Source organism: Bacillus sp. ATD (assembly GCF_050585765.1).
GTDB classification, from domain to species: Bacteria; Bacillota; Bacilli; order Bacillales; family Bacillaceae; genus Bacillus; species Bacillus stercoris.
The window spans coordinates 53,048-66,512 of record NZ_JBOBQH010000010.1; the positions used below are offsets into that span (position 1 = coordinate 53,048).

Sequence of the window (13,465 nt, forward strand, 5' to 3'; positions counted from 1 at the left end):
GTCACTCGTTTACACTTGCAAACCGTAATTCCGGCACAATGCAGCCAGCCCGCCGGAAAAACCGCTGCCGATCGCATTGAATTTCCACTCGCCGCCGTGTCTGTACAGCTCACAAACGACAACAGCTGTTTCTATGGAGAAGTCTTCTCCCAAATCGAAGCGAAGAAGCTCATTCTGCGTCTCTTCGTCCACAACACGCACAAACGCATTGGAAACTTGTCCAAAGTTTTGGCTGCGTGCTTCAGCATCGTGGATGGTCACTGTGATGCCGATTTTCTCAATGTGAGCAGGAATTTTTGAGAAATCCACGATAATCTGCTCATCATCTCCGTCGCCTTCACCCGTGCGGTTGTCACCCGTATGGATGACACCGCCGCTCGGGTGTTCAAGGTTATTATAGAAGACGAAATCGAGATCATTTACGCAGTTATCATGCGCATCAACTAAAAAGGCCGAAGCATCCAGGTCAAAATCGTGTCCGCCGGAGTACTTGTTTGTATCCCAGCCTAAACCGATCACCGCTTTTGTCAGTCCCGGATTTGTTTTCGTTAAATCAATGCGCTGTCCTTTTGATAATTGAATGGCCATACTGCCTCTCTCCTTTCTGCTCTTCGTATTTGTCTTAACCGACTTGCAAACCGTAGTCTGTTGCAATGCGGGCAAGGCCGCCTTGGTAGCCTGAGCCGATTGCGGAGAATTTCCACTCGCCGTTATGTCTGTAAAGCTCCCCTGCAATGATTGCCGTTTCAATAGAGAAATCTTCTGCAAGATCGTAACGGATGAGCTCTTCATTTGTTTCTTCATTTACGATGCGGACAAACGCGTTTGATACTTGTCCAAAGTTTTGGCTGCGGGCTTCTGCTTCGTGAATGGTGATAACAAAGGAGATTTTATCAATGTTTGCCGGTACAGCGCTGAGATTTACTTTTACATTCTCATCGTCGCCTTCGCCAGCACCAGTCAGGTTGTCGCCTGAATGAACGACTGAACCGTTGCCGCCTTCAAGCTGGTTGTAGAAAATAAAGTCGTTTGGTGACGCGCATTTGCCTGCGGCGTCTAACAGAAACACACTTGAGTCAAGATCAAAGTCGTGTCCGCCGTCATACTTGTTCGTATCCCAGCCTAAACCGACAACAACCTTTGAAAGACCCGGATTTGTTTTTGTTAAATCTACTTTTTGTCCTTTTGCCAATGAAATTGTCATGTTTCATCCACTCCTTTTCTTTTATACGTATCGGCTGATAATATCTTCTAATCTCGTATCGTTCGTGCCTTCACCAATCGCCGCAAACTTCCACTCACTGCCGCTGCGGTAGATTTCTGCTGTAATCAGGCTTGTTCTGCCGGCATAATTGTCTCTCAAATTGTATTTGAGCATTTCTTCATGATTAGATTGATCAACTACGCGAATAAACGCATTTTGAATCATGCCGAAATCTTGTTTTCTTCTGACACAATCGTAAATGTTCACTACAAATACAAGCTTATCGATGTTTCCAGGCACTTTATCTAAATCTATCATAATTTGCTCGTCATCGCCCGCACCGTCACCCGTCAGGTTGTCGCCTGTATGCTGTACACCGCCGCAGCGGCTTTTCAGGTTGCCGAAATAAATCAGATTTTTCTTTTCGGTGAATTTTCCGTTTTCCAACATCAGCACTGAAGCGTCACAGTCGATATTCGGACCGCCTCCGCCAAGCAGTTTGCTGAAGAATCCTCCGCCTGAGGACACTGGGTCCCAGCCGAGACCGACCATCAATTTTGACAGACCGGCTTTTCCTTTTGTTAAATCAATTCGTTGACCTTTTTCTAAAGAAATTGCCACACGATTCACTCCTACTCATCAAAATGTGAAGATAGTCACATTTATTTTTACGCTCACAAGGAAAATAAGCCGTAAATTACTAATATATACGTTTGTTATTATATCAAAGTTTCGTAAAAGTTAAGAATAATTGACGAAAAACCTCGAAAAAAAACTTCCATATTTGATATATGATTTGCAAATGCTATAAAATGCACTTCTTAAACAAACCATTTGACGTGAGCGAGTCATTTTGCCTATTCTTGTGTCACATTGTAAAAACAGACAGAAAGGAAGCGGCCATTTGATTCATGTAAGCATACTTGATCAGGCACCTGTTTCTAAAGGAGAAAGCCCTGTGACAACTCTTCAGCATTCGGTTGAGCTTGCTCAATTAAGCGAACAGTGGGGCTATAAGCGTTATTGGTTTGCCGAGCACCACAGCACGAAAGGACTGGCAAGCACAGCGCCTGAAATCATGATCGCCCGCATCGCAGCACAGACAAACACGATTCGTGTCGGATCAGGCGGCGTGCTCCTGCCCCAATACAGTCCGTTTAAAGTGGCTGAAACCTTTCGCCAGCTTGAGGCCCTGTATCCAAACCGGATTGACCTTGGCGTCGGCCGTTCCCCCGGAGGCACGACAAAAACCCGGCTTGCGCTAACAGACGGGGTGAAAAGAAGCTTAACCGAATTTAACAGACAGCTGCAGGATGTCTCTTATTTTCTCACAGATTCCCTTCCTCCCGACCATCCGTATGCCGGAATCAAAGCGGCGCCCCTGATTGATACTGCACCAGAGCTATGGGTGCTCGGTCTTGGCGAAAACAGTGCAAGACGTGCAGCGCACCAGGGGATTGGATATGTATTTGGGCATTTCATTAATCCAGAACGAGGAGAAAATGCGTTCCGCATCTACCGAGAAAGCTTTAGGCCCTCAGCCCATTTCTCAAATCCGGCCGCCCTTTTTACGATTTTTGTCATTTGCGCAAAATCAGATGAAGAGGCAGAGGAACTCGCATTAAGCCAGGATTTATGGCTTCTTCGCGTCGGAAAAGGCTTGGACAGCCGCGTGCCGAGCATCGAGGAAGCGAAAGCGCATCCCTACACGGAGTCCGATAAAAAACTCATTGCAGAAAACAGAAAGCGGATGGTAGTCGGTTCTCCAAGCACTGTCAAACAGCAGCTGTTAGACCTCATAGACTGCTATGAAACAAATGAAATCATGGCTCTGTGCAATGTGTTTGATTTTGAGGCGAAAAAAGAATCGTATGAGCGCCTTGCCGGATTGTTTCTATAAAAAAAGCAGTTTCCCCTGGGGAAACTGCTTTTTTTGTTATTGGCGCCCTTTTTTGCGCTGCGCTTCTTTTTTGATAAACATCCAAACCCCCTGAACTGCAAATCCGAGCAAAAGCAGAACGATCAATAGCAGGGTAATAGACGGCCCTGGCGGCGTCCCGAGCTGATAGGATGATGTCAGTCCCGCAAATACGCTGAATAACGAAATGATTATGGCTGTAATGAAGACCAGGTTAAAGCCTTTTGCAATTCTAATGGCGAATGCAGCCGGCAATACGAGCAGGGCTGATACAAGAAGGACCCCGATGATCGGTATAATGACTGAAATCGCAAGACCTGTGACAATACTGAATGACAACGAGAGAACGTTTGTATTGATTCCCGATGTTTTGGCTGTTGCTTCATCAAACGTCAGCAGGTAGAGCGGCCTTCTCAATACGATAAAGTAAAGCAGGATCAGCAGTGTGATAATACCGATAATATAGACCTGCTGCTGGTTGACTGTCACAAGCGATCCAAATAGGTATTGATCGATGCTCATATTGGCTGTGCCTTTGGAAAGGCTGATTAAAAACATCGCGAAGGACAAACCGGCTGCCATTAAGATGGCAATGGACACTTCTGAATAAGTCCGATACGCCCGCCGCATGTATTCAATTCCGATCGCGCCGATGGTCACGACGACTATGCTCGCTGCGGTAATATTGGTGCTGAGAAAAAAGCCGATGGCCACACCTGACAACGAGATATGTGAAAGTGTGTCAGCCATTAAGGCCTGTCTTCTGAGAACGAGATACACTCCCAGTATCGGAGCCATGATGGCAATCATGCCGCCTGCTAGAAAAGCTCGTCGCATGAATTCCAAGTCAAACATTTCCATCCGCCTTTTTCTCCTCTCTCTAACCGAATCACTTTATCTAAAAATTGCTGTACTTCGTTTTGTTCGTGAGTAACCATCACAACTGTGCGGTTGTGATTTTTCACGAGGTGATGCATAAATTCGTAAAATCCTTTTCTGCTGTCGTAGTCAACAGCTGTTGTCGGTTCGTCCAGCATAAGGAGATCCGGGTTGCTGGCGAGCATTCTGGCGATACAGATTTTCTGCTTCTGTCCGCCTGATAAATCACCGATTTTGCGATGGCGGAGCTCCCACATTTCCACCATTTTCAGTGCTTTTTCTACTTCTAGATGATCTTCTTCATTTAAACGTTTAAACCATTTCCCTTTTGTGTATCGGCCTGACTGAACAAGCTCCAGCACCGTGCTCGGAAAGCCGGCGTTAAATGAAGAAATTTGCTGCGGGACGTACCCAATGGTCAGGCGTTTCCCTTCTGTATTTCTTTTACTGATCGTCACTGTGCCTTCCCACGGTTTCAGCATGCCGAGCATTACTTTTATGAGCGTCGATTTAGAGGCGCCGTTTGGTCCAGTGATGCCGACGAACTCACCGCTTTCAATATCAAGTGATACTTTATCTAAAACAGGCGTATGGGAATAGCCGAATACGATATCTTTCAATGAGACGAGATTCATGTTAATCTTCCTTTCTCACAAAGAAATAGTGTGCACCCCTTCGGCGCACACTACCTTATGATTTAACCAATAGTGAATCTTTTAGGGCATCGAGGTTTTGTTTCATAATGTCGATATACCCTAAACCTTTATCCTGTTCTTCTTTGCTTAAGCCTTCCAGTGTATTCAGCACTTCTGTCTTCGCGCCGATTTCACTGGCGAGCGTATCTGCGACCTTGGAGGATGCAATTTCTTCAAAGTAAATGACTTTTACATTATGTTCTTTGGCATATGTTTTCAGCTTTGCCAAGCTGGCTGCGCTCGGTTCTTGGTCAGGAGAAAGCCCTGCAATCGGAACCTGCGTCAGGCCATATTCTTTTGCGAGATAGCCAAAAGCAGTATGCTGCGTGATAAATTCTTTTTTCTCCGCTTTTTTTGCGGTTGTACGATATAGTTTATCAAGATCCTGCAGTTTTGCAATATATTCTTTACTATTTTTCTCATAGTATTCTTTGTTATCCGGGTCTTGCTTTACGATTTGCGCCGTAATATTTTTAACTTCCTTTTGCGCCAGAACAGGGCTTAGCCATACGTGAGGGTCCATTGCATGACTGTGCTCATGCTCCCCATGATCGTGGTCTTCGTGTTCATCTTCAGAGCCTTCCATTAAATCAATGCCTTTGCTTGCGTTAACGAAAACAGCGTGGCCTTGGCCCATGCTTTTTTCAGCTGACGGAACCCATGTCTCCATGTATTCACTATTATAAACGAACAGATCAGCATCCTGAATGTTGGCAATGTCTTTCGGCGTCGGTTCCCAATCATGCGGTTCAACGGAAGATGGGATTAACAGATCCACATCGCCTTTGTCTTTTACAATTTGTTTTGTGAATTCATACATCGGATAAAACGTTGTGACAACGTGCAGTTTATCACCCTTTGAATCCGCCGACCCTTTTGTTGATGAGTTGCCGCATGCTGCAACCAATAAAAAGCACGCTGCAATCACAAACAAACCGCTCCATTTTTTAAACATATCGTATATCCCCTCTTTTTCAGTAGCTTTAAATCAAAATGATAACGATTTTGTAATCCTATATCATAATAAACCGAAGTCATTACGTTTTGCAAGAATAAATTTCATTTTCTTTTTATTCTTCCCGCCTGCAGAGCGAATATATGTACTAAAAAAACCCGGCTGAATGCCGGGCTGCTAAATCATTAGGTTGTTTTGTCCAGAAGGTACACCCTGCTTTCATAAGGCTGGAACACCATTTCGTCAGCAAGGTCGCCGTTGTTGTTATAGTTGCTGAGAAGCAGAGATGCCTGAGCTTTGCAGCAGTTCTTAGGCCATGGGAAAACAGCCTGCTCTTTTGAAAAATTATTGACTGACAAAAGCTGCTGTTTACCGTTTTCTCTCATATATACAAACAGCTGCGGATCGTCCGGAAGCAAAAGGTCATAGCTTCCTTTTATAAGATCAGCGTACCGCTTTCTCAGTCTGATCAGCTTTTTGTAATAGAGTAAGACCGAATCGGGGTCACTCAGCGCTTCCTCCACATTGATAGAGGTGAAGTTCGGGTTGACCTTCAGCCATGGCATGCCATCAGTAAATCCGGCATTTTTGCCGCTGTTCCACTGCATCGGGGTCCGAGCATGATCCCGGCTTTTGGCTAAGATTGATCTCATCACATCCTCTGGATCATAGCCTTTTTCAAATACCCGTTTATGATACATATTGATCGTTTGGATATCTTTGTAGTCCTCAATCCGGGTGAACGGCGCGTTTGTCATCCCGATTTCTTCTCCCTGATAAATGTACGGCGTGCCCTTCATGAAATAAAGTACGGTAGCCAGCATTTTCGCAGATGCTTTGCGGTATTTCCCATCGTCCCCGAATCTGGATACAATCCGGGGCTGGTCGTGGTTGCACCAATATAATGTATTCCAGCCTTGATGTTCAAGCTTTTTTTGCCATGCGGTCAAAACCGATCTTAAATCAGAAAGCTCAAGGGGCTTTACATCCCAATGTTCTTTCCCGGGCTGCTGGTCAAGCTCCATATGCTGAAAGTGAAAAATCATATTCAGCTCATGCTTATCTGTTCCCGTATATTTTAGGCCTTCTTCCGGCGTGACATTGCCGACCTCTCCGACAGACATGACATCATATTGAGAAAACACTTCATCTGTCATTTCTTTCAAATAGTCATGGATTCGATCGCCATTTGGCTGAAAGGGCTTCGGCTCTGCCTGCTGATTGATATAGTCCTCATACGCAGGAAGATATTCTTTCTTAGAAATGAGATGGAGCTGATCAATGCGCAAGCCGTCGACCCCTTTATCGAGCCAAAACTTCATCATGTCATACACCGCTTGGCGAACTTCGGGGTTTTCCCAGTTTAAATCAGCTTGTTTGTCGGCGTTCATATGGAGATAATATTCTCCGGTATGCTCCTCGTATTGCCAGACCGGACAGCCATAGTTTGAGAGCCAGTCCGTCGGCGGGCCGTTCTTTGTGCCGGGACGCCAATAATAATAGCTGCGGTATTTGCTGTTTTTGTCCAGCTCCGCTTCTTTAAACCACGGATGCTCGACAGAGGTGTGATTTAACACAAAGTCCATCACCAGCTTTAATCCCCGCTGATGCACCTGGTCCAGCAGCTCGTGAAAATCGTCCATTGTTCCGTATGAATCCATGATTGCCCTATGGTCTGTCACATCATAGCCGTAATCAACATTCGGAGAAGGATAGATTGGGCAAACCCAAATCACATCTGCCCCGAGCTCCTTTATGTAGTCAAGACGGGAAATAATCCCCCGCAAGTCCCCAATTCCGTCTCCATTGCTGTCCTGAAAGCTTCTCGGATAAATCTGGTACACCACCGCATCCTTCCACCAGTCTGTGTTCATCCCGCAATCCCCCTGTATTTGATGTTCTATTCAAGCTGAGACGGATAAAGTGTCATTCCGCCATCGACGAAAAGTGTAGTCCCGGTCACATAGCTTGCTTCCTCAGATACGAGCCAAGCAGCTGCTGCCGCCACCTCTTCCGGTTTTCCGAAGGCTTTCATCGGGATTTTTTTCAATTGTTTTTGCCTGCTCTCTCCCTTTTTCGTATCAACATTTGATTCTGTGGCAATGGTGCCTGGCGCTATCGCATTGACGCGGATTCCCTTATCCGCATAATTGAGCGCCAGCGTTTCCGTCATCATCTTGATGCCGCCTTTGGATGTGGAATACTGAACGTTGACTGGACGCGGAATCTGCTGATGAACACTTGAGATATTCAGCACATTGCCCTTGATATTGTTTTTCATCATGTGGTTAAGTGCCGCTTTCGCTCCCAGAAAGGTTCCGGTAACATTGACATCAATCACTCTCTGCCAATCTTCAAGACTCATCTCATGCGGCATGGCTTCCGTGCCGTTAAAGCCGGAGTTGTTTACCATCACATCGAGCGTGCCGAAATGCGCTAAAGCTGTGTCCAAGAGCGCCTGGATCCCCTCTTCTTTTGACACGTCCGCCTCAACTGCAACGGCTTTCCCTCCGTTCTGCTTGATGATTTCCAGAGTTTCATCGGCTCCAGACGGGTCGCTGTGGTAGTTTACAACAACATTCATTTTCTCCTGTCCGAACCGTACCGCAATGGCTTTCCCGATTCCTTTTGAAGAACCTGTCACAATCGCTGTTTTTCCAGTTAACTCTTTATACATACATGATATCCTCCTCTGATTTCTCACTATGCAGTGGAAAATACCCTGTTTTTCCGAGTTGAAAACAGCACAAAAAAAACAGAGAACCTGTAGTTCTCTGCTTTTTTCTATTGAAAGCGCTGCTCGGCTAGCTTCTTTTTAATATTCATCAGCCTGCGGTAAAAGAAAGCGGCGGACTCGTAACGTTCCTGCTGATTGAAGCGTTCCGCTGTATCATGCAGCAGATCTTCGGCATCAGCAAGAAGCTGCCTGGATTCCAGCAGGTCAAAGCATTCTGTAAGCACGGTCCGGTCGCCGCTTCCAAGATACAGCTCATGAATGAGGCGGAATTTCGTCAAGTACATGTCATCTTTCCATTCAGCCGCGCTCTTTATCCCGCGTTCATATGTCTCTACTGCTTTGTCGTATTTTTCTTCTTTACAGTACATATGAGTCAGTGAAAATACAGCTTGAACAGCCTGCTGAAAGTTGTGCTCCTCAAAAATAGCGGCGGCTGTTTTGAAATAGCCCTCCGCTTCTTTGTAATCGCCCAGGCTGTATTTACAGTGGCCGACATTATAATAGGCAGCGGCGATCATATACGCTTCTTCCAGCTGCCTGGCATGATCTAAGGCACTGCACAAGTGGGTCAGTGCTTTTTCATGATGATACACATCCGTCAAATTTCCGGCGATGATAAATTCACACTGCACGCGGCGGCGGCCGTACAGTTCATATTTCGTATAGATATCAAGCGCCTGGCTCGCATAGTTCATGGAAAAATACGTTTGTTTGATGTGATAATACACCTCTGCAACCTTAAAAAGAAACTCAGCTTTTTCGATCTCATCCTCAACATACTCGAGCTTCTCCTCAGCATGTTTATAATGGTCAATCGCTAATATGAAATTTTTCTGCTTAAATTCGTACATTCCTCTGAAATAATAAAAGTAGTATTCCAATAAGCCCGTAAGTTTTTGCTGATTGCTTTCAATTTCATTCAGCATATCAGAGAACGGAGGCTTGGTGTCGCTGTCTTTCACCGGCATCAGCTTATCAAGCATGATTCGGTGCCGGAATTCCATCAAAGAAAAATATAAAAGCAAGTCCTGGTTCTCTTCCATATCTTCTAAATCGTATTCAATCTCCTGCTTTAACGCTTCTGCTTGATCTGCTTCAAATGCGCGAATGAGCTTGTACCATTCATTTAGCTTTACTGCTACTTCTTCAGATGGAATCTTTGCTCTCATCAGTCTGCCTCCTTCCTCCTGCTACTATTTATGTTATATTTTATCATAGCTGTCCGCTTTTAGAGAGAGTCAATCACTTAAAAGCGTTAACATTCAGCACATCTTGAGAAAGTGAGACCGATATGAAGTTGGCCGCAAAAACATCTGTTATCTTATGTATTCTATTTTTTCTAAATCTTTGTGTTAGTTATATTCGGCATGAATGGCATTCTCAAAACGCCTTGCAGCACATGCCTGTCCCTTCGGATCTTCACCCGATTGTGAAGCAGAATGCCGATGCACTCAAAGCCGCTGCAGCGAATAAAGGCATTACCGTCGTTATTACTGAAGGATTCAGATCCTTTAAGGAACAAGACGAATTATATAAACAGGGACGTACAAAAAAAGGGAATATTGTCACCTATGCAAGAGGAGGGGAATCATATCACAACTATGGTTTAGCGATTGATTTCGCCCTTCAAAAAAAGGATGGCAGCATCATATGGGATATGGAATATGACGGCAATCAAAATGGAAAATCAGATTGGCTGGAGGTTGTCGAGATCGCTAAAAAACTCGGTTTTGAATGGGGCGGGGATTGGAAACGATTCAAGGACTACCCCCACTTGGAGATGATTCCTAACTAGACATCCCTCACAGCCTTTTCTTTTTCCTTATGTGCGCATCAATATAGGAAGGGTAAACCGGCTTATAGACAAGTTTGCAGTGCTGGTCACTGCCTGCTGTAAAATCAGGCTGCCATTCCAGCTTCACATCAAAAGCGGCTAAAAACGCTTCTCTCGCTTCTTCAGCGGAAATATCCGGCCTGTGATTTATTGCTTCCAATTGTTCAGGTTCAATATCAGGCGCCATAAAAGCATCAATCAATCCCGTTTCCGGATTGACAATGATACGGGCGGCGCCGAACCGCAGCGGCACTCCTTTATACCAGACAGAAAAATGATTGCGGATTCTCCCTCTTTCATCAATTCGGACGGGATTCAATTTGAAAAACTCGGCTGCTCTCGGATAAAGAGCATACAAAAATTGAAGCGCTATTGTCTGGCATTCTTCCATTGAGCATTGGCGGTTGTTGCGCCGCTCAATAAAAGAAAGCGCTGCTTTTAATTTTCCGGTTCTTTTATCCGTCTTCATTTTGATTGTGTTTTTATTTCTCGTTTCAAAATAGCTTCCTATGCTCAGATCCTTACGCTCCGGTGCAGTGCCCCTGCGCCACGTGCTTCCTATTTGTTCCCCAAAGTCTTTTTCACTGACTTTCTGCATATCAGGGGTAAGACCCAGCAAGGCAAATATATCGACTTCTTCGTTGTTCCGAAGCGGCGGCAATGGCGCCGCGTTTTCTATTCTTTCATCTCCGATATGCTGGTCGGGCACAATTTCGTCTATATCCGCGGGATAGCTGTATCCCGGCAGAATCGGTTCATATACAAGCCTGGGTGCCTGATCGCCATCAATGACATCGTACATCAGCTGAAAAGACATTGTATTTAAGTAATGGGACACAACCTTCTCTTTCGCTACAAATTCTTTTGGAACTTCGGCTTTGTGCCCTTCTCCGTAATATAAAAAATGGATGATCTGACCGCTGCGTGTCACATCAATTAAAAAGCCTGAATTAGGAAGCGGAAGCCCTAATTCCATTTTGGTATACATAAAACGAATGTGCTGCCTCCGTTCTTCCTTGCCTTGAAAATGAAAATTCATAAATGTGCCGGGATGGTTAGCAGCGGCGGACTGAAGAGCCGTCAGCTTCAGCTCGGCGTCTGGAAGTTGTTTGTCTGTCTCGGAGCGGACGGATGTTGAAAAGGTGAGCAAAGCGCCGTCATTTCCGAGTTCCACTGTAATGTGCTTTTCCGGATCTTCAGGGTTCCTCCAGATGAAGTATGCCCGCCCCTTCTTCTTTTGTTTTTGATCATAATCTTCTATCTCAAGCTCATAATGCGGCGGTACATTCCCGATCTCTTGCGCCTTCTTTTTCAGCTGTTTATTTACCAATGAAGTCATCCTTTCAAAGAGTCTACGACAAAGAGAATCCAGTTTATTATATAAAAGGACCTTTCTTCTTTTAAAGTGAAGAAAGGTCCTTTTCTATTATTATCATTGTTTTTTGACATTCCTCCTGTTACTTTCATCACATATCCCTTTATAAATCTAAGGCAATTGTGTGACTTTTAGCTGTTTTACCATGAGCTAAAGACAGGCTCTCCTGTATGGGCTTCGATAAAACGGGGATACACCGGCTGATAGACGAGCCGGTAGCTGGGTTCTTCATCATCCCCGTATTCTCTTTCCCAGCCAAGCTCAACTTTAAAATGCTGCCAAAAGAGAGTCTTGGCTTGTTCAACTGAAATGGCCGGAACGGGATCAATGGCTGCCAGCTCATTTGGATTAATATCAGGTCCCATATAAACGGTGATATCCCCTGTCTGGCGGCTGACGCAAATTCTGATCTGCCCAAATCGGAGCGGAACTCCGTGACAATGCGCTTCAAACGTAAAACCAGCGACTGCGTTCTCTTCTTCATCCTTTTCGTCGTATCTGATCCTAAAATATTGATCGGCATTTGGAAATAAAGCAAACAGAAAGCGCAGCGCGATTTTTTCGCACTCTGCCTCAGTTACTGTCAACGGCCCTTTTTTCTCCATAAATGACATGACGCCTTCGAGTTTTCCGGTTTCTTTGTGATAGATGGTTTTCAGCACTTGATGCGTCCGTCCCTTGAACCAACTGTACAAACTTTTATCCGCCGGCTGATACATAGGTTCATTCGGATTCCGCCAAACGATCCCGATTCTCCCATCGTCCAAATCCACTTCCCGTTCTTTGACAAATCCTTTTTCGATTCCAATCATGCTGACAGGATCGGCCTTTTCGTAAATCTCCTCGAATAAAGGGAGAGGAAAGCTCTCCGGCTCCCTGTAATCATCGTCATCATCAGCTGCCTGTTCTTCTTGAACCAAATCCGCAGGTACGGTAATGGCCCTGCATTCAGGCTCATACACCAAATGCGGCTGATCATCTCCGTTTTCGTAAACAGAACGATGGAGAACTTCAAACAAAAGGTCAAACTCCACGTCCTTCTTGAAGAAGGCAAGTGCCTCTTTATCATCCGCGATCCGCTTTGGTTTGATGATGCTGCCAGCTTTGCCGTAATAGCGAAAGGAAACGATCTCACCTGATAAGGAAACATCAGCCATAAATCCGCTCATAGGGAGAGGAAGCCCGGCCTCCATTTGAACATATGAAAATCTCACTTTATCACAGGATGTACGGTCATTTTCTTCACGAACAAAGGCAGAGAGTGCTCCCGGATGATGGGTCTCGACAAATTGGCGCATGATATCCTCTAGTTTCTCCTCAGACAGCCTTTCTCCGCTTTCAGGCCCCATATCACGGGAAAGGGATTCCAGCTCCCCGCCCGGCCCAAGTTCCACGATAATGCCGATATTCTCATCCTGAGGATCTGTCCAACAAAAATGAGCTCTTTTGTCATCATCGTCAAAATCTTCAATTTCCAGTTTTAAGTGTGTCGGCACCCGGCCGATTTCCAGTGCTTTTTGTTTCAATTCCTCTTTCTTCACAAAGACAGCCCCTTTCATCCTTCATATGTCCCCTTCAACAGGTTAAAAAGTAATAGTCTAAAATACACATTTTTCTGAGTTTACCAGTTTTACCAGAACATTTTTCGCCAAAAATAGGATGATGAACCTATTCAATATAAAAGCTAATAATCTTAAAATTAATTCCGTTGTAACTTTTTATAGGTCCATTCATGACAAAGGAGGGCGGAGTTTCCAGAAAACCCGGTGAAAACCGTGAGAAAAGAACTGATTTTTTTGGTTATATGATGCTAATCCATTCAAAAAGATCCATTTCTCAAAGACAAAAGACTCCCCTTCCCTAAACCA

General features: G+C 45.0%; 14 protein-coding genes. 3 read left to right on the forward strand and 11 right to left on the reverse strand.

Annotated features, from left to right (window positions below):
- Window positions 1–9: 9 nt before the first annotated feature.
- Genes ACQXR1_RS18945 through ACQXR1_RS18955 form a run of 3 tightly spaced genes read right to left on the reverse strand, consistent with a single transcriptional unit; the run spans window position 10 to window position 1,825 of the window.
- Window positions 10–588, reverse strand: a complete 579-nt coding sequence (locus ACQXR1_RS18945; RefSeq protein ID WP_003241242.1) for a TerD family protein — start codon at window positions 586–588, stop codon at window positions 10–12.
- A gap of 34 nt (window positions 589–622) precedes the next feature.
- Window positions 623–1,204, reverse strand: a complete 582-nt coding sequence (locus ACQXR1_RS18950; protein ID WP_014475718.1) for a TerD family protein — start codon at window positions 1,202–1,204, stop codon at window positions 623–625.
- A 21-nt stretch (window positions 1,205–1,225) separates the two neighbouring features.
- Window positions 1,226–1,825 carry a TerD family protein gene (locus tag ACQXR1_RS18955; RefSeq protein WP_014662676.1) on the reverse strand — a complete coding sequence of 200 codons (600 nt, stop codon included), beginning with the start codon at window positions 1,823–1,825 and terminating at the stop codon, window positions 1,226–1,228.
- Window positions 1,826–2,108: 283 nt separating this feature from the next.
- Between ACQXR1_RS18955 and ACQXR1_RS18960 the strand changes: the two genes are divergently transcribed.
- Window positions 2,109–3,104: an LLM class flavin-dependent oxidoreductase gene (locus tag ACQXR1_RS18960; protein WP_430772675.1), complete on the forward strand. Its 996-nt coding sequence runs from the start codon at window positions 2,109–2,111 to the stop codon at window positions 3,102–3,104.
- Between the two features lie 36 nt (window positions 3,105–3,140).
- On the opposite strand, the gene znuB is transcribed toward ACQXR1_RS18960, so the two are convergent.
- The 6 genes from znuB to rapJ form a co-directional block, all read right to left on the reverse strand.
- Window positions 3,141–3,983 carry a zinc ABC transporter permease ZnuB gene (znuB, locus tag ACQXR1_RS18965; RefSeq protein ID WP_430772676.1) on the reverse strand — a complete coding sequence of 281 codons (843 nt, stop codon included), beginning with the start codon at window positions 3,981–3,983 and terminating at the stop codon, window positions 3,141–3,143.
- Window positions 3,941–4,636: a zinc ABC transporter ATP-binding protein ZnuC gene (gene znuC, locus ACQXR1_RS18970; protein WP_014475714.1), complete on the reverse strand. Its 696-nt coding sequence runs from the start codon at window positions 4,634–4,636 to the stop codon at window positions 3,941–3,943. Before znuC ends, znuB begins: the two co-directional genes overlap by 43 nt.
- A gap of 55 nt (window positions 4,637–4,691) precedes the next feature.
- Window positions 4,692–5,651, reverse strand: coding sequence for a metal ABC transporter substrate-binding protein (locus tag ACQXR1_RS18975; RefSeq protein WP_069839790.1), 960 nt, complete (start codon window positions 5,649–5,651; stop codon window positions 4,692–4,694).
- Window positions 5,652–5,836: 185 nt separating this feature from the next.
- A complete protein-coding gene (locus ACQXR1_RS18980; protein ID WP_430772677.1) occupies window positions 5,837–7,525 on the reverse strand; it encodes a glycoside hydrolase family 13 protein in 1,689 nt (562 codons plus the stop codon).
- A 26-nt stretch (window positions 7,526–7,551) separates the two neighbouring features.
- Window positions 7,552–8,328, reverse strand: coding sequence for an SDR family oxidoreductase (locus tag ACQXR1_RS18985; protein ID WP_430772678.1), 777 nt, complete (start codon window positions 8,326–8,328; stop codon window positions 7,552–7,554).
- A 107-nt stretch (window positions 8,329–8,435) separates the two neighbouring features.
- Window positions 8,436–9,557 carry a response regulator aspartate phosphatase RapJ gene (gene rapJ / locus ACQXR1_RS18990; RefSeq protein WP_306647132.1) on the reverse strand — a complete coding sequence of 374 codons (1,122 nt, stop codon included), beginning with the start codon at window positions 9,555–9,557 and terminating at the stop codon, window positions 8,436–8,438.
- Between the two features lie 122 nt (window positions 9,558–9,679).
- Between rapJ and cwlK the strand changes: the two genes are divergently transcribed.
- Window positions 9,680–10,183, forward strand: a complete 504-nt coding sequence (gene cwlK / locus ACQXR1_RS18995; RefSeq protein ID WP_206869419.1) for a peptidoglycan L-alanyl-D-glutamate endopeptidase CwlK — start codon at window positions 9,680–9,682, stop codon at window positions 10,181–10,183.
- A gap of 7 nt (window positions 10,184–10,190) precedes the next feature.
- Here cwlK and ACQXR1_RS19000 read toward each other — a convergent pair whose 3' ends face one another.
- Both ACQXR1_RS19000 and ACQXR1_RS19005 read right to left on the reverse strand, forming a co-directional pair.
- Window positions 10,191–11,552, reverse strand: a complete 1,362-nt coding sequence (locus ACQXR1_RS19000) for a YcdB/YcdC domain-containing protein (protein ID WP_430772679.1) — start codon at window positions 11,550–11,552, stop codon at window positions 10,191–10,193.
- A 185-nt stretch (window positions 11,553–11,737) separates the two neighbouring features.
- On the reverse strand, window positions 11,738–13,156 hold the full coding sequence (locus ACQXR1_RS19005) for a YcdB/YcdC domain-containing protein (RefSeq protein ID WP_430772680.1): 1,419 nt from the start codon (window positions 13,154–13,156) through the stop codon (window positions 11,738–11,740).
- A 173-nt stretch (window positions 13,157–13,329) separates the two neighbouring features.
- On the opposite strand from ACQXR1_RS19005, the gene ACQXR1_RS19010 reads away from it, so the two are divergent.
- Window positions 13,330–13,461, forward strand: a complete 132-nt coding sequence (locus ACQXR1_RS19010; RefSeq protein WP_430772681.1) for a hypothetical protein — start codon at window positions 13,330–13,332, stop codon at window positions 13,459–13,461.
- Window positions 13,462–13,465: the final 4 nt, after the last annotated feature.

Bases quoted from the DNA above. Each gene is read 5' to 3' on its own strand.
- ACQXR1_RS18945 (WP_003241242.1), bottom strand. From the start codon at position 588: ATGGCCATTCAATTATCAAAAGGACAGCGCATTGATTTAACGAAAACA.
- ACQXR1_RS18950 (WP_014475718.1), bottom strand. From the start codon at position 1,204: ATGACAATTTCATTGGCAAAAGGACAAAAAGTAGATTTAACAAAAACA.
- znuB (WP_430772676.1), bottom strand. From the start codon at position 3,983: ATGGAAATGTTTGACTTGGAATTCATGCGACGAGCTTTTCTAGCAGGC.
- znuC (WP_014475714.1), bottom strand. From the start codon at position 4,636: ATGAATCTCGTCTCATTGAAAGATATCGTATTCGGCTATTCCCATACG.
- ACQXR1_RS18975 (WP_069839790.1), bottom strand. From the start codon at position 5,651: ATGTTTAAAAAATGGAGCGGTTTGTTTGTGATTGCAGCGTGCTTTTTA.
- ACQXR1_RS18980 (WP_430772677.1), bottom strand. From the start codon at position 7,525: ATGAACACAGACTGGTGGAAGGATGCGGTGGTGTACCAGATTTATCCG.
- ACQXR1_RS18985 (WP_430772678.1), bottom strand. From the start codon at position 8,328: ATGTATAAAGAGTTAACTGGAAAAACAGCGATTGTGACAGGTTCTTCA.
- rapJ (WP_306647132.1), bottom strand. From the start codon at position 9,557: ATGAGAGCAAAGATTCCATCTGAAGAAGTAGCAGTAAAGCTAAATGAA.
- cwlK (WP_206869419.1), top strand. From the start codon at position 9,680: ATGAAGTTGGCCGCAAAAACATCTGTTATCTTATGTATTCTATTTTTT.
- ACQXR1_RS19005 (WP_430772680.1), bottom strand. From the start codon at position 13,156: ATGAAAGGGGCTGTCTTTGTGAAGAAAGAGGAATTGAAACAAAAAGCA.
- ACQXR1_RS19010 (WP_430772681.1), top strand. From the start codon at position 13,330: ATGACAAAGGAGGGCGGAGTTTCCAGAAAACCCGGTGAAAACCGTGAG.